Origin of the sequence: Priestia sp. FSL R5-0597 (genome assembly GCF_038006305.1) — a bacterium.
Lineage (GTDB): Bacteria > Bacillota > Bacilli > Bacillales > Bacillaceae_H > Priestia > Priestia zanthoxyli.
On the sequence record NZ_JBBOUZ010000001.1, the window covers coordinates 4,917,654 to 4,935,979 of the forward strand.

Genomic DNA, 18,326 nt, shown 5'->3' on the forward strand with positions numbered 1-18,326 from the left:
ATATTCCATATGTATGGAGGTGGACAACCTTTTATGACAGCAAACCGGCCATAAGGGTCGTCCAACGACAAAAAAAGCATCTCGCTATGAGATGCTTTTTTATGACATATTTACTTGACGTCTGAAGCCTGTTGAGTTTGTTCTACCTGCTTTGTTTCGTCATTTACACGTTCAATATCAGCGCCTAAAGCGGCTAATTTATTGTGGAAATTTACATAACCACGATCAAGGTGTTTTAATTCCGTTACACGCGTATAACCGTCTGCTACAAGTCCTGCTAATGTTAACGCTGCTGCTGCACGAAGATCTGTTGCTGCTACTTCAGCGCCTTGTAGTTGAGAAGGTCCGTTAATAATAACAGAGCGTCCTTCAATTTTAATATCAGCGTTCATGCGGCGAAACTCTTCTACGTGCATAAAGCGGTTTTCAAAAACTGTTTCTGTAATCATACTTGTGCCTTCTGCTGCTAATAATAATGCCATCATTTGAGATTGCATATCCGTAGGGAACCCTGGATGAGGCATTGTTTTAATATCTACTGATTTTAGCTTTTCAGGTCCTACAACACGTAAGCCGTCGCCTTCTTCAGTAATTTCAACACCCATTTCTTCCATTTTAGCAACAAGTGAACTGATGTGCTCTGCTACTGCACCGCGTACAAGTACGTTTCCACCTGTAATAGCTGCTGCTACCATGAATGTTCCAGCTTCGATACGATCTGGAATAATTGCATGTTCTGCACCATATAATTTATTAACACCTTCAATACGGATCGTACCAGTTCCTGCACCGCGAACTTTAGCGCCCATTGCGTTTAAGAAGTTTGCTAAGTCGACAATTTCAGGTTCTTTTGCTACGTTTTCCATAATTGTAGTGCCTTCCGCTAATGCTGCTGCCATCATAATATTTTCTGTGGCACCTACACTTGGGAAGTCTAAATAAATTTTAGCACCTTTTAGTCTTCCTTCAACTTTTGCATCAATAAAACCATTTCCTACTTGAACTTTAGCACCCATTGCTTCAAAGCCTTTAAGGTGCTGATCAATCGGTCTTGATCCAATCGCACATCCACCAGGTAAAGCTACACGAGCCTCACCCATACGCGCCAATAAAGGACCCATTACAAGTACTGAAGCGCGCATTTTTCTTACATATTCAAAAGGTGCATCTGTTTTTAACTCTCTTGATGCATCTACAACTACACGATTTGTTTCAAAATCTACTTCTGCATTCAGATGTCTTAAAACTTCGCCAATCGTAAATACATCGGAGAGAGCTGGTACATCATTTAGAATTGTTTTTCCTTCACTAGCTAATAAGGTTGCAGTGATAATAGGTAAAACGGCGTTTTTTGCTCCTTCAACTTTAACTGTACCGCTTAATCTATTTCCACCGCGGACGATGATTTTTTCCAAGGTATTCCCCTCCGCGTCCATTTTCTCTATATTAATATTCAGACGTAATGATAGGTGTGCCAACAACTATGGTTGTTTGACCGCCCATTCTTGTCTTGCGTAATGCAATTTGTAAGTTCATTTCCTGCTTTTTCGTTTGAAGAGCTTCTTTCCACAGTCCAGTATATGCTGAAACAGAGGTAAATGACTCTTCCACTAGAGATTCCACTGGTTTAGCATTGAAAGCTCGTAATAGGTCTTGAATTTCAACAGACAAAACACTTTCCATCTTATCATTGATTTCCCCTGTTGCACAAGAGAAAATTATGGGTTCTGACAGGAAAATTTTTTCATAATTTGTCTGAAATACATTTTGAAAATGGGTCATATTTTTTTCTTTTAAACCTTGTCCCGTTACATGATACGATATGTACGCATTGCTGTGTTCATCGATCGCATAAGTTAACAGAATGACTTCGTTCACATCTTCACTTTTGCGTGTACCTATTGCTTTCCATAGGTCTCTTTCCCTCTTCACTTCCCATTTAAAACCTCTAAAATTACTTTTAATACTTTCAGCTTGCGAATAGAAGGTTTTTTGGTCAGTAACAGCTTTTACTTCTTCTCTTGCATACAACGATACTTCAGTTAACGAAACATGCTGCTTATTTAAGGTGTGAACAATCTTCTCAATAGTAGTTTCATTGTTTTGGGCATTGCTCACATAACTTCCATGATATACGAATAAGCCAGTAATGAAAATAGCCAAAAAGACACTAATTTTTTTAAACATTTCGCCACTCCCTCTCCGTACTCATCAGTCTTTCCAGAAGGCGATGATACATACATGAAAAGGGTCGTCATATTTAGACATAGCGACATACATTAGCGTATAAATTCGTATATCTTCAACGAATGAACGTCTATTTTATCATAGACTCATAGCTTGCCAATCATTGAAAAAATGAGGGAATGCGCTGTGACCAAAATAAATAATCCAAAAAGAAATTACTTACTGTTGATGAAATAGTAATGGTCAATAAAATAAGCATTAATTTTGCTTGAAACACATGATTAGGTTTCATCAGCTTTTCAATTTGAAAGCCTTGCAAAGCATACCAAGTAATCACAATAAAAATCAAATGTGAAATCATGGTTAGTAACGTTTGCTGCTCAATTCCTCCAAACAATAAAAGCACTCCTTTTAAACACCATATGAAAAGAAGAGACGATCATCGTCTCTTCTTTTCATATTAAAGCACACTTATGCAAATTCGTAAACGGTAACATGAAAAACATTTATTTTATTCCCTATTTTAAGATCCTTTTCCATTATTAAGAAAAATAAAGAAGACGGATACGCTTAGTTAAATAGAATATATAATCATAGACGAATGCTATTTGCTCTTCCTCTTTTATATAATAGAGCAAAAAAGCCCTCTCATTCGTTTGAGAGGGCTTTTTTTAGAACTTACGTTGACTAATATCTAAACGATTGACTGCCCGTTTTAAGGCAATTTCAGCACGCTTAACATCAACGTCGTCTTGTTTGCTATCAAGGCGCATTTCAGCGCGCTTTTTCGCTTCTTCTGCACGAGCTACGTCAATCGCTTCAGCTGTTTCAGCAGCCTGTGCAAGAATTGTTACTTTGTCAGGTCTTACTTCAAGAAATCCTCCGCTAACAGCCACAAGTTCTGTACTGCTTGCTTTCTTCAAGCGGACGGCTCCAATTTGTAAAGGAGCAACCATCGGAATATGGCCATGTAAAATACCAAGCTCACCGCTCTGTGCTCGGGTACTTACCATTTCCACTTCTGATTCGTAAACTGGGCCATCAGGAGTCACTACACTGACATGGATTGTCTTCATTTAAAAAACCTCCTATGTCCCTTAAATTAAACTTCTACTCCCATACGTTTCGCATTTTCAATAACTTCTTCAATGCGACCAACTAAACGGAACGCATCTTCAGGTAAATGATCGTATTTACCTTCCAAGATCTCTTTAAATCCTTTAACAGTTTCTTTTACAGGAACATAAGAACCTTTTTGACCTGTAAATTGTTCTGCTACGTGGAAGTTTTGAGACAAGAAGAATTGAACGCGACGAGCACGTTGTACAACAAGTTTATCTTCATCAGATAACTCATCCATACCTAGGATTGCAATGATATCTTGTAACTCTTTATAACGCTGTAACGTTTGTTGAACTTGACGCGCAATTGCATAGTGCTCTTCTCCAACAATTTCAGGAGATAAAGCGCGAGATGTAGATGCTAATGGATCTACCGCAGGGTAAATACCCATCTCTGATAATTTACGCTCTAAGTTTGTTGTTGCATCTAAGTGAGCAAATGTTGTCGCTGGAGCTGGATCCGTATAGTCATCGGCTGGTACGTAAATCGCTTGAATCGATGTTACAGAACCTACGCTTGTTGACGTGATACGCTCTTGAAGCTGACCCATTTCTGTCGCTAATGTTGGCTGATAACCTACTGCTGATGGCATACGGCCAAGTAATGCTGATACTTCTGAACCCGCTTGTGTGAAACGGAAGATATTATCGATAAAGAATAATACGTCTTGACCTTGTTCGTCACGGAAGTATTCTGCCATTGTTAATCCTGTTAATGCAACACGCTGACGTGCACCAGGCGGCTCATTCATTTGTCCAAATACCATAGCCGTCTTCTTAATAACACCAGAGTCTGTCATTTCATGGTATAAGTCATTACCTTCACGCGTACGCTCACCTACACCAGCGAATACCGAAATACCGCCGTGCTCTTGAGCAATGTTATTGATTAACTCTTGAATTAATACTGTTTTACCTACACCGGCACCACCGAATAGACCAATTTTTCCACCTTTAATGTAAGGAGCTAATAAGTCTACTACTTTAATACCTGTTTCAAGAATTTCAGCTTGTGTAGATAGATTTTCGAACTTTGGTGCTTGACGGTGGATCGGATCACGACGTGCACCTGCATCGATTGGGGCGTCTAAGTCGATTTTTTCACCTAATACGTTAAATACACGACCTAACGTAACGTCACCAACTGGTACTGAGATTGCTGCACCTGTATCTTCTACTTCTAATCCACGAACTAAGCCGTCAGTGGATGACATTGCTACTGTACGAACTGTGTTATCACCTAAGTGAATCGCAACTTCTAATGTTAATTCGATTGCAACTTCACTTGCACTGCTCGGTTTATGTGAAATTTTAAGGGCGTTATAAATTGCCGGAAGGTGTCCGTTGTCAAACTTTACGTCTACAACTGGACCCATGATTTGAGTAACGCGTCCTTTTGTCATCGTGTTCCCTCCTAACTTGCTTTTCCATTAAACTTTCTATTCTAACGCTGCCGCTCCGCCAACAATTTCCGTAATTTCCTGGGTAATTGCCGCTTGACGTGCACGGTTATATGACAATGTAAGATTATTGATAAGATCTTTTGCATTGTCTGTTGCACTTTTCATCGCTGTCATACGAGCAGCATGCTCACTTGCTTTTCCATCAAGCAGGCCGCCGTAAATTAAACTCTCTGCATACTGAGGAAGTAATACTTCTAAAATCTCTTCTTGTGATGGTTCAAATTCATAACCAACAAGTTTACCAGAAGGTTGAAGATCTGTTAGAGGCAATAGCTTCTTCTCCGTCACTTCTTGTGAAATCGTATTGATAAAGTGATTGTAGTATAAGTAAAGTTCATCAAACGTACCGTCCGCAAACATTTGAACTGTTTGTGAAGCAATTCCTTGAATGTCAGCAAAAGCTGGCTGATCTGCTAAGCCTGTGATTTCAAGCAAAACCGGAATACCGCGTTTTACGAAGAAATCTCTCCCTACTCGTCCAATTGCAATCACACCGTATTCATCAGGTGATTGATGGCGTTCTTCAATAGCTTGAGATACTTTTCGCAAAATATTACTGTTATATGCTCCTGCTAGACCGCGATCTGAAGTGATTACGATATAACCAGTCTTCTTCACGCTGCGCGCAGTTAACATTGGATGTGAAGCGCCTCTGCTGCCTAGGGCTACACTTGAGACTACCTCTTGAATTTTTTCCATATATGGAACAAACGATTTTGCATTTTGTTCCGCTCTATTCAGCTTTGCAGCTGAAACCATTTCCATTGCTTTCGTAATCTGGCTCGTTTTTTTCGTCGATGTGATTCGAGTTTGTATATCACGTAATGATGCCAAAGGTTTCACCACCTTGTTTTAGAAGATCACGTGGTATGAAAGGTGAACAAATGTTCACCTTCACCTTATTGAAAGATTGTCTTAACATACCATGCTGACAATATATTATTCAGATGCAATAAATGTTTTCTTGAATTCTTCAAGTGCTGATTCGAATACGCCAGCTTCAGGAAGGCCACCAGTTGTACGGATTGATTCAAGTACTTCTTTACGGTTTGATTCTAACCATGTTAAGTACTCGTCTTCAAAGCGTGTAATATCTGATACTGGAACATCATCTAAGAAGCCTTTTGTTAATGCGTAAAGCACAGCTACTTGTTTTTCTACGCGAAGCGGTTTGTGTAAACCTTGTTTTAAGATTTCAACTGTACGCGCTCCTCGATTTAATTTTGCTTGAGTTGCTTGGTCAAGATCAGAACCGAACTGAGCAAACGATTCAAGCTCACGATAAGATGCAAGGTCTAGACGCAGTGTACCTGCTACCTTTTTCATCGCTTTAATTTGTGCAGATCCCCCTACACGTGATACAGAAAGACCAGCATTAATCGCAGGACGTACGCCTGAGAAGAATAGATCTGACTGTAAGAAAATTTGTCCGTCTGTAATCGAAATTACGTTCGTTGGGATATAAGCAGATACGTCTCCTGCTTGCGTTTCAATAAATGGAAGAGCTGTTAATGAACCTCCACCTTTTGCGTCCGATAACTTTGCCGCACGCTCTAATAAACGAGAGTGCAGATAGAATACATCCCCTGGGTACGCTTCACGACCTGGAGGACGGCGTAATAGTAATGAAAGTTCACGATAAGCTGATGCTTGTTTTGTTAAGTCATCGTAAATAACAAGTACGTGCTTACCGTTATACATAAACTCTTCACCCATTGTTACTCCAGCGTATGGTGCTAAGAATAATAGTGGAGCTGGTTGTGAAGCTGATGCTGTTACAACGATTGTGTAATCTAGAGCACCGTGTTTACGTAATGTCTCTACTACGTTACGAACTGTTGATTCTTTTTGGCCAATCGCTACATAGATACATACCATATCTTGATCTTTTTGGTTTAAGATTGTATCGATTGCTACCGATGTTTTACCCGTTTGACGGTCACCGATAATTAACTCACGCTGTCCACGGCCGATCGGCACAAGTGCGTCAATCGCCTTGATACCTGTTTGAAGCGGCTCATGTACTGATTTACGATCCATAACGCCAGGTGCAGCACCTTCAATTGGACGTGTTTTTGTTGTTTCTACCGGGCCTAAGCCGTCTACTGGCTGACCTAATGAGTTAACAACACGACCGATTAACTGCTCTCCTACTGGAACTTCCATGATGCGTCCTGTACGGCGAACTTCGTCACCTTCACGAATTTCTGTATATGGTCCTAAAATAATGATACCTACATTGTTTTCTTCTAAGTTTTGTGCCATTCCCATGACACCATTTGAAAATTCAACCAGTTCTCCAGCCATGACATTGTCGAGGCCATGAGCACGTGCGATACCATCCCCAACTTGGATAACAGTACCTACATCACTCACTTTAATCTCAGACTGATAGTTTTCAATTTGCTGCTTGATCAGCGCACTAATTTCTTCAGCTTTGATGCTCATGAATTTCACCCCTATCTACGATCTGTGTGCAAGAAGTCCTCGGTGGATCGTTTCTAATTTGCTGCTAATGCTGCCATCATAGATACGATTACCAATGCGAAGCTTCACGCCGCCGATTAGGCTTTTATCTACTACATTTGAAATATTTAACGTATGTTTTCCAACTTTTGAAGCAAATGATTGCGAGATTGCTCGTTTCTCATCTGCGCTTAAAGGTTTGACAGAATAAACAGTTGCGTCTGCCACGCCACGTACTTCGTTCGCTAGGAAACGATACTCTTGCACCATTTGGCTAACAATTTGAATGCGGTGACGCTCTAATAATAGAAGAACCGTATGTTGAACAGTTGGTGAAAGTTCAGCAAATGCCTCACTTACAAACTGTTTTTTTCGCTCAATTGTAATTTTTGGATGAGTTAATACATCCATTAATTCAGGTGTTTTAGCAAACACCTCTTCAACGATTTGTAGCTGGTCTTGCATTTCATCGATCATCTGTTTTTCTGTTGCTAATTGAAAAAGAGCTAGTGCATAGCGCTTGGCTACAGCTGGTTGACTCATCGTACATCCCCTACTTCTTGGATATATTCATGAATTAACTTCTCTTGATCTTGTTCAGAAAGTTCTTTTTCAATAACTTTCGACGCAATTAAAACAGATAATGAAGCAACTTGCTCACGTAACGCAGCAACTGCTTGATCTTTTTGCTGTTCGATTTCTTGTTTTGCTGCAGCTTTTAGACGCTCAGACTCTTCGCGTGCTGCCGCAATGATTTCTTCTTTTTTATCTTCTGCAGACTTTCTAGCGTTTTCCATCATTACTTGCACTTCTTGACGAGATTGCTTTAAGATTTCACGCTGCTCTTCAACAAGCTTCTTCGCTTCCTCATTTTGCTTTTCTGCTTCATCAATCTCACCGGCAATATGCTCTTCACGTTTTTTCATGATTCCCATTACAGGACCAAACGCGAATTTTTGAAGTAACGCAAGTAGGATAAGGAACATCACTAATTGGAAAAGAATATCTCCACCATTAATGCCTGCTGCTCCTAACACAAACATGTTCGACACGGCCATGTTCACTCCCTTCAGAGACTCCACATATATAATTTACTTCTTAAAGACATAAAGTAATGGCGAAGGTTCTTTTGAATGATCTTCGCCACATGTAACACATTATTATTTACCTTGTACCATGAATGCAATAACTACGGCGATAATTGGAAGCGCCTCAACTAAGGCAACCCCAACGAACATCATTGAAGTTAATGTACCACGTGCTTCTGGTTGGCGAGCTGTGCCTTCAATCGTCTTAGAAACGATAAGACCGTTACCAATACCAGCACCTAGTGCCGCTAAACCAATCGCAATTGCAGATGCTATTAAACCCATTTTATAAAGTCCTCCCTTAATATATATGATTTTGTTTAACTAAGTTTTGTTTTGTCCAAATTGGGTATTACTTGAACAAAGCTTTATAAATTAATGGTCGCTACTCACTTTGTGAGATAAATAAACCATCGTTAACATTGTGAAAATGAAGGCCTGAATTGCGCCTACAAAAATACTGAATCCTTGCCATAAAAGCATTGGGATAGCAGCTCCAATTGTACCTAGGAAGCCTGTTGTTGCTAAACCAGCTAGCAAGCTTAACAAAATTTCCCCAGCATAAATATTACCGTAAAGACGAAGGCCAAGCGTTAACGTATTGGCAAACTCCTCGATAATCTTAAGCGGGAATAAAAATGCCATTGGCTTGAAGTAATCTTTCGTGTATGCAGAGAAACCTCGCATTTTAATACCATAATAATGTGATAGTACAACTACCATAACGGCTAACGTCAGCGTAATTGCTGGATCAGCGGTTGGCGATTTCCACCATAAGTTATGGTCAATCACGATGGCGAATGGAAGACCCAACATATTTGACACAAAAATGTACATAAGTAAAGTTACACCTAGCGTCAAAAAGCGGCCACCTGTTTTCCAATCCATATTGCTATTAACGAGTCCTTTAACAAAATCTAAGACCCATTCAATAAAGTTTTGTGCACCGCTTGGCTTCATAGCAAGAGTACGAGTACATAAAACTGCAATTAAGAATACAATAACAGAAGCTACGGTAACCATAAGCAAGTTACTTTGACTAAAAGTAAGGCCTAGAAACTCTATAGTTGGTGATTCATGACCCAACTGTGTTCACCTCTCTTTCTATCTTCTACGCATATTTTGAACAACTAAATCTATGATAATGACAACATAATACGTCATTAATCCCACAACTACACTAATAATATGAAAGGTTTTTGGATAAGAGATGGTAATCACAACTGCGAGAGCAGCTGTTGCAAATCTTACAACAGTCCCAATTGAACGGGGCTTTTTCCCCTCATCCAACGCCTGTCCAAACTGCTCAAACTTTCTTACTAAGTTCCACAAATTATACAAACTCAGGGCGGTTCCTAAAATTAAACCTGCAAAAACAGCCTTATAACTTGTAAATCCCCAGCCGAGAACGTATAATGCTAACAAATACAATATGTATGAACGAAGTCTTGGAAAAACGTGCTGCAAATCCTGCATGAATTATTAATCTCCTGAAAAAAAATGGTGGACTGTGCGCAGCATCATAAAAACACCTGCTGCTAGCCCTGAAAGAAGGCCTAAAATCAAAAATAGTGGTTCGGTGTCAAGCCATTGATCAGCCCATCTTCCAGAGAATAAGCCAATTAAGACTGAACCTGCTAACTGTGATAGAATGATTGACACTAATGCCATCGCTTGCAAAGGATGACGGTTGCGATCTTTCATAAGCTCATACCCCTTTTGCAAAATTTTCTTTTTTCCGAATTCTCTATCGTTTTCATAGCTCAATATATGATAGAAAGGCAAAAAAAATTGCTAAAAAAGGTAAAAACAGCTAATAAAATACGCAGAAATATCAACGGTTTTCACAGGTTGAAAACCTTATCATTTATATTCCCTGTAAGCATACAATAGCGTATATTTAATGTCAATGTGTTTAAGCTAAAAACTTCACAATCTCTTCTTATTGTTCACATTTCTGCCACACATAAAACCTCTTCAAATGAAAACATTTAAAGAGGTTCATTCAATCGTTATTGTACTGTGTACAACCTGCTCTTGTCTATGCTTTTTCACAAATGCAAATATTTGGTACACTCCTGGTACAAGCGATTCATCAATCGTTATTTTTCGTTTTCTCATGCCTCTTTCTACATCCACGTCAACATCTAAATACGATACAAACTGTAAAGACTGCTTATCAAAAAGAGCGACGCCTAACTGATCTGCTCCTTCAGGCAAAAACAGTTCATAGCTATACGTATTTTTCTCTTTTTCCGCTGCTACTTGCAATCCCATGACACGAGGATAATCTGGAATGCTAATCATGTACATATAGGGAAGCGAAAATGTTTCACGTGAATCATTTATTTCCAAATATCCGTCATATATACCTTTATTTTTAAAACGGGGCTGCACCGATAAAGTGACAGCTATCTCTTTTGTCTGACGGGGTGGCACCGTGACGGGTAATGGAACATCCCAGTTCACTCCTTCATCCCTTTTTGGAACGTTTAAGCGATACGTTTTTGCTTTATCAGACTGGTTATCAATTTTAAAAGATAAAACTTTCTTTGATGGACGCGTAAAAATACCAAAAGATAAAGAAGATGGATAAAACAAAGATTCTGCTGTGACGGCTTTTGCTATTTGAATTCTTCCCGCTCCTTGTTCATATACGCGATACGTTTGACCGTTTAGCTGCTGCATTACTTTACTGGTGTTCATCAATGAAGCTTTGACTTGTTCAGGAGACCAGTTCGGGTGAGCTTGTAAAATCAGCGCACACGCTCCAGCTACATGGGGCGCAGCCATACTTGTGCCACGCATGCGTTCATATCCTCCAGGAACTGTACTATTAATGAAGTAACCTGGTGCGACGACGTCTGGTTTGATTCCCCAAGTAGTCGTTACAGGCCCTCTTGAACTGAAAGATGTGAGCAAGTCTTGCACCACTTGCTGGCCAGTGCGTAAGTACGGTTGTTGAGACTGAATGTGTTGGGTAATGGTGTCACCGCTTTTTTTACTTACCCATATCACGGGAATATTTACTGACTCTTTTAGTTTACTGACTATGCTTTTTTCTGTCGGGCTATATAAAATAACCGCTTTTGCTCCCGCCTGTTCAGCTTGTTTAATCTTTTGTTGAACCGCATTTCCTTCTGCTTTTAGCAAAATGACGTTACCCGACGCATGCTTTTGCTCTTTGGAATCTTCTTCATTTATTACACGCAGCGTTTGATTAAACGTCCATGGACGAGACCCTTCTACTGGCGCCATCATAATTTTTTCTTTGTTAAATCCAATTGTTAGAAATTGAACTGTTGTCGGAGAAACAGAAGCGCCAACGGAAATAGCTTTTCCCGCTGTACCCGGAGAGCCCACCGTCCATAAACCTGGACCTGAATTGCCGCTAGATGTAACCGTTACAATTCCTTTTTCAACAGCTCGATCTAACGCTAAGCTTGTTGGTAAATCAGGGCCATTCACATCATTTCCTAATGATAAATTAATAATATCTACATCATCTTGAATTGCTTTTTCAATAGCTAGAATAACACTTTCAGACGTTCCAGCTCCTCCAGGTCCAAGAGCTCGGTATGCATAGATTTCCGCTTGGGGTGCTACGCCTGTAATATTCCCATTCGCTGCAATAATACCAGCTACATGAGTACCGTGCAGAGTCGGTTCTCCTTGCTCACGAGTGGTTTCCATCGGCTCATAATCTTCATCTATTACATCGTAACCCCCTCTGTAGGTTTGTTTTAAATCAGGATGAGAATAATCAACACCCGTATCGATAACGCCTACTTTGATCCCTTTTCCTGTTAAGCGCTGATTGTGAGTATCAAACAAGCCTCTTACCTGTTCTGAGCCAATGAACGTTACGCTATTTTCTTCTGTAACCTGATAGTTTTTAATAGAATGTGAACTAATAATAGATGGATTCTGAGATAGTTTTTCCAAATCCGAGATGGAGCCGTTTAATGAAAGTCCTGTAAACACCGTGTGAAATTCGCTCTTAATCTTTATATTAGGATAATTTTTTTGTAGCTGACTTTTAAATTTCGTGAATTTTTCTTTTTTAATCATCACAATGATTGATTTTTCCTGATGATTCATTTCTTGTTTTATAGAAGGAAATGTCGGATTGAGCGACATTTGCCCTCCCCCACTCCCCAATATAAAGCTAATCATTAACCATTTAATCCACATAAAAAAACACCTCTCACACTATCGTGTCTCAAAGAGACGCTTTTCATGTGAAAGGTGTTTAGAAATCTTACGAAAGCGGATTAAAAGCTTCCGGTCTGTTTTCACGGCCGTTGAAATAGTAGCTAATAGCATCACAAATGCGTTTAGAAGCTAAGCCGTCTCCGTAAGGATTCGATGCTTGTGACATTTGCTTATATACGCCTTCATCTATTAACAGCTCTTTTGCTAGCGTATAAATCGTTTCTTCTTCCGTGCCTGCTAGTTTGAGCGTTCCTGCTTCAATTCCTTCCGGGCGCTCTGTTGTATCGCGAAGTACCAATACAGGTACGCCTAATGAAGGAGCTTCTTCTTGAACACCGCCCGAATCTGTCAAAATAATATGAGCGCGCTCAGCGAAGTTATGGAAGTCAATTACATCTAACGGTTCAATTAAATGAATGCGCGGGTCATTTCCTAAGATATCGTTTGCTGTTTCTCTAACTACTGGATTCAAATGAACAGGATACACAACTTGCACATCTTCATGTTCATCTACAATACGCTTAACAGCACGGAACATATTTTTCATTGGTTCGCCTAAATTTTCGCGGCGATGTGCCGTTAACAAAATAAGACGATCATCTCCCAATTTCGTTAACACTTCATGCTCATATGTCTCTTTTACTGTTGTTTTTAACGCATCGATAGCTGTATTTCCAGTCACAAAGATTCGCTCTTCTTTTTTGTTCTCTGCTTGCAAATTAGCTGCAGACTTATCTGTTGGAGCAAAGTGCAAATCAGCGAGAACACCTGTAAGCTGACGGTTCATTTCTTCCGGGTATGGAGAATATTTATTCCATGTGCGCAAACCTGCTTCAACATGCCCGACCTGAATCTGATTATAAAAAGCTGCTAGCCCAGCAATAAACGTCGTAGTTGTATCACCGTGTACAAGTACCATGTCCGGCTTTACTTTTTTCATTACGTCGTCCAAGCCTTGTAATCCTCTGGTCGTTACGTCCATAAGGGTTTGGCGATCCTTCATAATGTTCAGGTCATAGTCAGGCTGAATGTCAAAGATGCTCAATACTTGGTCTAACATTTCACGGTGCTGAGCCGTTACTGTAACAATTGCTTCGAACTCTTCTGGTCGCTTTTTAAGCTCTAATACTAGAGGAGCCATTTTAATTGCTTCTGGTCTTGTCCCGAATATCGTCATTACTTTAATTGGCTGCTTCATGTTCATCACCCAAATCTACAAATTATTTTGTACCGAATAAACGATCCCCTGCATCACCTAAACCTGGAACAATATATCCATGGTCATTTAATTTTTCATCTAATGCTGCAATGTAAATATCTACGTCAGGGTGTGCTTCTTTTACAATTTCCACGCCTTCAGGAGCAGCAATTAAACACATAAATTTAATGTTTTTAGCGCCTCTTTTTTTCAGAGAGTTGATTGCTTCTACAGCTGACCCTCCTGTTGCAAGCATAGGATCTACTACAATAAAGTCACGCTCTTCTACATCATTAGGTAGCTTTACATAATATTCAACAGGCTGTAATGTTTCTGGATCACGATATAAGCCAACGTGTCCAACTTTAGCAGCTGGCATTAGTTTTAAAAATCCATCTACCATGCCGATACCAGCACGAAGAATTGGAACGATACCAAGCTTTTTCCCTGCAATAACTTTTGACTTTGTTTTGCAAACCGGTGTTTCAATTTCAACATCTTCTAGCGGTAAATCACGTGTTGCTTCAAAAGCCATTAAGCTTGCCACTTCATCAACTAATTCACGAAACTCTTTCGTTCCCGTTTTTACATCGCGTATGTAAGTTAATTTGTGTTGAATAAGCGGGTGATCAAATACGTATACTTTGCCCATTGATATCTCTCCTTATATATAAAGATGTACACATTAAAATACCATTCAACGAATTGAATGGTACGTACTAGTAAAAACATATCTCTTGCTAATTAAATTTATACATTGCATTCATTTTACAGAAAAAAGTTTTTGAGTTCAAGCATTATTCAAAAAATGATTGGATTGCTACCACTTTCTCCATAAAAAAACAGGCACAAAGGCCTGTCTCTCTTAAAGTGATTTATACATTTCAAACTTGCTTGTTAAAGCTTCAACGCGTGTTTTAGCTTCAGCTAACTTTTCTTCATCTTCAATGTTTTTAAGCGTTAATCCGATGATAGAAGCAATTTCATCCATCTCTTCTAAGCCAAATCCGCGAGTTGTAACCGCAGCTGTACCAATACGGATACCGCTTGTTACAAATGGGCTTTGCTCATCATAAGGAATTGTATTTTTGTTTGTTGTAATACCTACATCATCAAGCGCTTTTTCAGCTACTTTACCTGTCAAATTCATTGAGCTTACGTCGATTAACACAAGGTGATTGTCTGTTCCTTCAGATACAAGAGCAAATCCTTCTTTCTTTAATCCTTCTGCTAAACGATTAGCATTGTCGATGATATTTTGAGCATAGTGCTTAAACTCATCTTGTAATGCTTCACCAAATGCTACTGCTTTTGCAGCGATAACGTGCATCAATGGACCACCTTGAATACCAGGGAAGATCGACTTATCAATCTTTTTCGCAAATTCTTCTTTACATAAAATCATACCGCCGCGTGGTCCGCGTAGTGTTTTATGTGTTGTAGTTGTAACGAAATGAGCATGTGGCACAGGATTTTGATGAAGTCCTGCAGCTACTAGACCAGCAATATGAGCCATGTCTACCATTAAATAAGCGCCTACTTCATCAGCGATTTCACGGAAACGCTTGAAGTCGATTGCGCGTGGATATGCGCTTGCACCAGCCACAATTAATTTTGGTTTGTGTGTACGAGCTTTTTCTAATACGTCATCGTAGTTAATGCGATGTGTTTCGCGATCTACACCATATTCGATGAAATTGTACTGAACACCACTAAAGTTAACAGGACTTCCGTGCGTTAAGTGACCGCCGTGCGATAAATTCATACCAAGTACTGTGTCTCCAGCCTCTAAAACAGTGAAGTATACAGCCATGTTTGCTTGTGCACCTGAGTGAGGTTGAACGTTCACGTGCTCTGCTCCGAAAATTTCTTTTGCACGATCACGAGCTAAGTCTTCTACTACATCCACGTGTTCACAACCACCGTAGTAACGTTTAGCTGGATAGCCTTCAGCATATTTATTTGTTAAAACTGAACCTTGTGCTTCCATTACCGCTGTTGTTACAAAGTTTTCTGAAGCAATTAGCTCAATCTTAGTACGTTGTCTTTGTAATTCATCCTTGATCGCATTATAAACTGCTGGATCTTGTTGCATTAGTTGTTTCTCCATCAAAATCCTCTCCTCGTTTCGTATTCGCAATGTTCGTTATTTGTTAATTCAACTACATTGTAACATGATTTATTTAGAATAAAAAAGAAAAAATGTGTATTATTTTAATATATTTAATTACGAAAGTTCGTAAAACGCTCTCATTCCACCGATTAGTTTTGGACGCGTCTTTGCTAAAGTAACATGAGCGTGTCCAACTGCGTTCAACGTACAACGAACGGGTACTGCGACATGCTTTAAATGCATACCAATGAATGTATCTCCAATATCAATCCCAGCATCAGCTTTAATAAACTCTACTAAAACAGGATCTTTAAGCTGGCCATAGGCCTGTGTAGCCATTGCTCCACCTGCTTTATGAATAGGAACAACACTAACGATTTCTAAGCGTTCTTTACGAGCTAATTCTCTTTCTACTACCAGTGCTCGATTAAGATGTTCACAGCATTGAAATGCTAAGTGGACACCCGTTTTTTTTCGAAAATCTGCTAGTTTATCAAAGATCATTTCTGCAACTTCCATTGCGCCTGCGGTTCCTATTTTTTCACCAATTACCTCGCTTGTACTGCATCCAATGACAAGTGTATGTTCTGAAGATAACTGCACTTGTGCTGAAAAATCAGATAAAACTGTTTCCAACTGCTCTTTCCATTTCGTAAGTTCAGACACGTTTTTCTTCCTTTCTTCCATTGAATACGTTCACATTATGCCGTTACTGTTGCATCACTTTGCTGCTCATACTGTTTAATTTTATTCACGCGATTTTCATGTCGCCCGCCTTCAAATTCTGTCGTTAACCAAATTTTCGCAATTTCACGTGCAAGTCCCGGCCCAATGACGCGTTCACCCATTGCTAAAATGTTGCTATCATTATGTTCTCTTGTGGCTTTTGCACTAAACGTATCATGCACTAGAGCGCAGCGAATTCCCTTTACTTTATTAGCTGCTATGCTCATACCGATGCCTGTTCCGCAAATAAGAATGCCTCGACTTACTTCTTGGCTCGCCACTTTTTGAGCAACGGGAAGTGCATAATCCGGATAATCGACAGATGCTGAGCATTCACACCCTAAATCCACATATTCAATATTTAATTCTTCCATTAAAGAGATAATTTCCTGTCGTAAATTTATACCGCCGTGGTCAGATGCAATAGCTACTTTCATCTTTGTTTCCTCCTCATACATACCTTCATCTTCTATTAATTTTTGTTCAGTTTAAGTCTGCAAAAATTTATGGGACCTTTTATAATTTGTCGACTATTTTGTTAATCATACGCTCTAACTCTTCTAAAGTCTGTTCGTACGTCTGTAATGATCCGCCAAACGGATCAGATACTTCACCTTGCTCGCCGGCAAATTCTTTTAGCGTAAATAATTTATCACTTACGTATGGAGCTTGGTTCAAAATTAGCATTTTATGCTGCTCCGTCATCGTAAAAATATAAGTAGCCCACATCAATTGTTCGTCCGTTAATGCTGCCGAAGCATGAGAACAAGCTATGCCTTTCTGTTGAAGGGCAACTTGTGCATGAACAGAAGCTTCACTTCCATTTGAAGCGAATACGCCTGCAGACTTCACGTTTATTCCATCTATTTTTTTAGCTTTCAGCAACGCTTCTGCCATAGGGCTGCGGCACGTGTTTCCTGTACATACAAATAAGATGTTTTTCAAGATACATCCTCCCTTGCTTTCACTATGTGCGACTATGTTGATATTCCACCCTATTGTATCTCTATTGCTTGCATAAATCCAGTTAGCTTTTTTGGGTGTTTTTTATCCATAATCTCTTTATTTATCTTGAAAAAAACACCTTCGCTTTCCTTTTTTTATTGCTGTAATCTAAAAGAAGCAAAAAAAGACCATAACCTGCATGGTCATGGTCCTTTACCTATTTATATATAGTTAAAAAGGTAATAGCAATTTGATGCCAAAAGCTAATAAAATGCTCCCGCCCAGTGCCTCACTATATGAACCAAGCCAGCCTTGTACTCTTCTGCCGAGCAACAGTCCTAACCAAGTTAATAGCATACTCACTACGCCAAAAACAATAATGGTCAAAAACGTTCTTGCCCCAAAAATACCTAAGCTAAGTCCAACAGAAAAACTATCTAGACTCACGCTGAGCGCAAAAAATAACAGTCCAAAGCCAACTGGTTTGATAAACGGCGTATCGTCATGCTTAAAGGAGGAATAAATCATCTGCGCCCCAAGAATCAGCAATAAAATTCCACCGCCATAGGTAGCAAACATTCCAAGTTTATCAGACAAAAGTCGTCCAATAAACATGCCCAATAGCGGCATCCAAATATGAAATATACCGATAACAACACCAATGTAGAAAATTTGGCGAAAGCGTAAACGAATTAACCCCATTCCCAAACCAACTGAGAAAGCATCCATTCCTAAGGCAAACGCCATAATGACTAACGTGATCATTTCACTAATTAACTGAGATACATTCATCTTTACCCTCCT

21 protein-coding genes are annotated in these 18,326 nt (G+C 39.5%); all 21 read right to left on the reverse strand.

Features of this window, described 5'->3' with window-relative positions:
• Positions 1-110: 110 nt before the first annotated feature.
• Positions 111-1,415, reverse strand: a complete 1,305-nt coding sequence (murA, locus tag MKX72_RS25970; RefSeq protein ID WP_028411990.1) for a UDP-N-acetylglucosamine 1-carboxyvinyltransferase — start codon at positions 1,413-1,415, stop codon at positions 111-113.
• Between the two features lie 31 nt (positions 1,416-1,446).
• Entirely contained in the window at positions 1,447-2,187 is a 741-nt protein-coding gene (locus MKX72_RS25975; RefSeq protein WP_028411989.1) for a YwmB family TATA-box binding protein, read from the reverse strand.
• Positions 2,188-2,347: 160 nt separating this feature from the next.
• Positions 2,348-2,584 (reverse strand): DUF1146 family protein, encoded by a 237-nt coding sequence (locus MKX72_RS25980; RefSeq protein WP_013059797.1) that lies wholly within the window; start codon positions 2,582-2,584, stop codon positions 2,348-2,350.
• A gap of 274 nt (positions 2,585-2,858) precedes the next feature.
• The gene (locus MKX72_RS25985; protein WP_028411988.1) at positions 2,859-3,263 is read right to left on the reverse strand and encodes a F0F1 ATP synthase subunit epsilon; all 405 of its coding nucleotides are present in this window, start codon (positions 3,261-3,263) and stop codon (positions 2,859-2,861) included.
• 26 nt (positions 3,264-3,289) lie between these two features.
• Entirely contained in the window at positions 3,290-4,711 is a 1,422-nt protein-coding gene (gene atpD / locus MKX72_RS25990; RefSeq protein WP_013059799.1) for a F0F1 ATP synthase subunit beta, read from the reverse strand.
• Positions 4,712-4,747: 36 nt separating this feature from the next.
• Positions 4,748-5,605 (reverse strand): F0F1 ATP synthase subunit gamma, encoded by an 858-nt coding sequence (locus tag MKX72_RS25995; RefSeq protein ID WP_013059800.1) that lies wholly within the window; start codon positions 5,603-5,605, stop codon positions 4,748-4,750.
• Positions 5,606-5,710: 105 nt separating this feature from the next.
• Positions 5,711-7,219 carry a F0F1 ATP synthase subunit alpha gene (atpA, locus tag MKX72_RS26000; protein WP_013085461.1) on the reverse strand — a complete coding sequence of 503 codons (1,509 nt, stop codon included), beginning with the start codon at positions 7,217-7,219 and terminating at the stop codon, positions 5,711-5,713.
• A gap of 15 nt (positions 7,220-7,234) precedes the next feature.
• Positions 7,235-7,780: a F0F1 ATP synthase subunit delta gene (locus MKX72_RS26005; protein WP_028411987.1), complete on the reverse strand. Its 546-nt coding sequence runs from the start codon at positions 7,778-7,780 to the stop codon at positions 7,235-7,237.
• Positions 7,777-8,295 carry a F0F1 ATP synthase subunit B gene (locus MKX72_RS26010; RefSeq protein ID WP_013085463.1) on the reverse strand — a complete coding sequence of 173 codons (519 nt, stop codon included), beginning with the start codon at positions 8,293-8,295 and terminating at the stop codon, positions 7,777-7,779. The genes MKX72_RS26005 and MKX72_RS26010 overlap by 4 nt, the downstream gene beginning before the upstream one ends.
• 102 nt (positions 8,296-8,397) lie before the next feature.
• Positions 8,398-8,610 carry a F0F1 ATP synthase subunit C gene (atpE, locus tag MKX72_RS26015; RefSeq protein ID WP_013059804.1) on the reverse strand — a complete coding sequence of 71 codons (213 nt, stop codon included), beginning with the start codon at positions 8,608-8,610 and terminating at the stop codon, positions 8,398-8,400.
• A gap of 90 nt (positions 8,611-8,700) precedes the next feature.
• Entirely contained in the window at positions 8,701-9,411 is a 711-nt protein-coding gene (atpB, locus tag MKX72_RS26020) for a F0F1 ATP synthase subunit A (protein WP_013059805.1), read from the reverse strand.
• 18 nt (positions 9,412-9,429) lie between these two features.
• Positions 9,430-9,801, reverse strand: a complete 372-nt coding sequence (locus MKX72_RS26025) for an ATP synthase subunit I (RefSeq protein ID WP_013059806.1) — start codon at positions 9,799-9,801, stop codon at positions 9,430-9,432.
• A gap of 6 nt (positions 9,802-9,807) precedes the next feature.
• Entirely contained in the window at positions 9,808-10,029 is a 222-nt protein-coding gene (locus MKX72_RS26030; RefSeq protein ID WP_013085464.1) for an AtpZ/AtpI family protein, read from the reverse strand.
• 297 nt (positions 10,030-10,326) lie between these two features.
• The gene (locus MKX72_RS26035) at positions 10,327-12,519 is read right to left on the reverse strand and encodes a S8 family serine peptidase (RefSeq protein WP_155008470.1); all 2,193 of its coding nucleotides are present in this window, start codon (positions 12,517-12,519) and stop codon (positions 10,327-10,329) included.
• A 67-nt stretch (positions 12,520-12,586) separates the two neighbouring features.
• The gene (gene wecB / locus MKX72_RS26040; protein ID WP_155008469.1) at positions 12,587-13,738 is read right to left on the reverse strand and encodes a non-hydrolyzing UDP-N-acetylglucosamine 2-epimerase; all 1,152 of its coding nucleotides are present in this window, start codon (positions 13,736-13,738) and stop codon (positions 12,587-12,589) included.
• Positions 13,739-13,760: 22 nt separating this feature from the next.
• Positions 13,761-14,390, reverse strand: coding sequence for a uracil phosphoribosyltransferase (gene upp, locus MKX72_RS26045; protein WP_013059810.1), 630 nt, complete (start codon positions 14,388-14,390; stop codon positions 13,761-13,763).
• A 213-nt stretch (positions 14,391-14,603) separates the two neighbouring features.
• Positions 14,604-15,848 carry a serine hydroxymethyltransferase gene (gene glyA, locus MKX72_RS26050; RefSeq protein ID WP_013059811.1) on the reverse strand — a complete coding sequence of 415 codons (1,245 nt, stop codon included), beginning with the start codon at positions 15,846-15,848 and terminating at the stop codon, positions 14,604-14,606.
• 117 nt (positions 15,849-15,965) lie between these two features.
• Complete coding sequence (locus tag MKX72_RS26055) at positions 15,966-16,517, reverse strand: TIGR01440 family protein (RefSeq protein WP_235918779.1); 552 nt, start codon at positions 16,515-16,517, stop codon at positions 15,966-15,968.
• A gap of 35 nt (positions 16,518-16,552) precedes the next feature.
• Positions 16,553-17,014: a ribose 5-phosphate isomerase B gene (rpiB, locus tag MKX72_RS26060; RefSeq protein ID WP_028411981.1), complete on the reverse strand. Its 462-nt coding sequence runs from the start codon at positions 17,012-17,014 to the stop codon at positions 16,553-16,555.
• Between the two features lie 79 nt (positions 17,015-17,093).
• Positions 17,094-17,522: a low molecular weight protein arginine phosphatase gene (locus tag MKX72_RS26065; protein WP_155008467.1), complete on the reverse strand. Its 429-nt coding sequence runs from the start codon at positions 17,520-17,522 to the stop codon at positions 17,094-17,096.
• 231 nt (positions 17,523-17,753) lie between these two features.
• Positions 17,754-18,314, reverse strand: coding sequence for a manganese efflux pump MntP (locus MKX72_RS26070; protein WP_028411979.1), 561 nt, complete (start codon positions 18,312-18,314; stop codon positions 17,754-17,756).
• Between the last annotated feature and the right edge of the window lie 12 nt (positions 18,315-18,326).

Excerpts from the sequence above, each read along its gene's own strand:
- upp (WP_013059810.1), bottom strand. The coding sequence starts at position 14,390 with ATGGGCAAAGTATACGTATTTGATCACCCGCTTATTCAACACAAATTA.
- MKX72_RS26070 (WP_028411979.1), bottom strand. The coding sequence starts at position 18,314 with ATGAATGTATCTCAGTTAATTAGTGAAATGATCACGTTAGTCATTATG.
- glyA (WP_013059811.1), bottom strand. The coding sequence starts at position 15,848 with ATGGAGAAACAACTAATGCAACAAGATCCAGCAGTTTATAATGCGATC.
- MKX72_RS26005 (WP_028411987.1), bottom strand. The coding sequence starts at position 7,780 with ATGAGTCAACCAGCTGTAGCCAAGCGCTATGCACTAGCTCTTTTTCAA.
- MKX72_RS25985 (WP_028411988.1), bottom strand. The coding sequence starts at position 3,263 with ATGAAGACAATCCATGTCAGTGTAGTGACTCCTGATGGCCCAGTTTAC.
- MKX72_RS26035 (WP_155008470.1), bottom strand. The coding sequence starts at position 12,519 with ATGTGGATTAAATGGTTAATGATTAGCTTTATATTGGGGAGTGGGGGA.
- MKX72_RS26025 (WP_013059806.1), bottom strand. The coding sequence starts at position 9,801 with ATGCAGGATTTGCAGCACGTTTTTCCAAGACTTCGTTCATACATATTG.
- atpE (WP_013059804.1), bottom strand. The coding sequence starts at position 8,610 with ATGGGTTTAATAGCATCTGCAATTGCGATTGGTTTAGCGGCACTAGGT.
- wecB (WP_155008469.1), bottom strand. The coding sequence starts at position 13,738 with ATGAAGCAGCCAATTAAAGTAATGACGATATTCGGGACAAGACCAGAA.
- atpD (WP_013059799.1), bottom strand. The coding sequence starts at position 4,711 with ATGACAAAAGGACGCGTTACTCAAATCATGGGTCCAGTTGTAGACGTA.
- MKX72_RS26030 (WP_013085464.1), bottom strand. The coding sequence starts at position 10,029 with ATGAAAGATCGCAACCGTCATCCTTTGCAAGCGATGGCATTAGTGTCA.
- rpiB (WP_028411981.1), bottom strand. The coding sequence starts at position 17,014 with ATGAAAGTAGCTATTGCATCTGACCACGGCGGTATAAATTTACGACAG.
- MKX72_RS26010 (WP_013085463.1), bottom strand. The coding sequence starts at position 8,295 with ATGGCCGTGTCGAACATGTTTGTGTTAGGAGCAGCAGGCATTAATGGT.
- MKX72_RS25975 (WP_028411989.1), bottom strand. The coding sequence starts at position 2,187 with ATGTTTAAAAAAATTAGTGTCTTTTTGGCTATTTTCATTACTGGCTTA.
- atpA (WP_013085461.1), bottom strand. The coding sequence starts at position 7,219 with ATGAGCATCAAAGCTGAAGAAATTAGTGCGCTGATCAAGCAGCAAATT.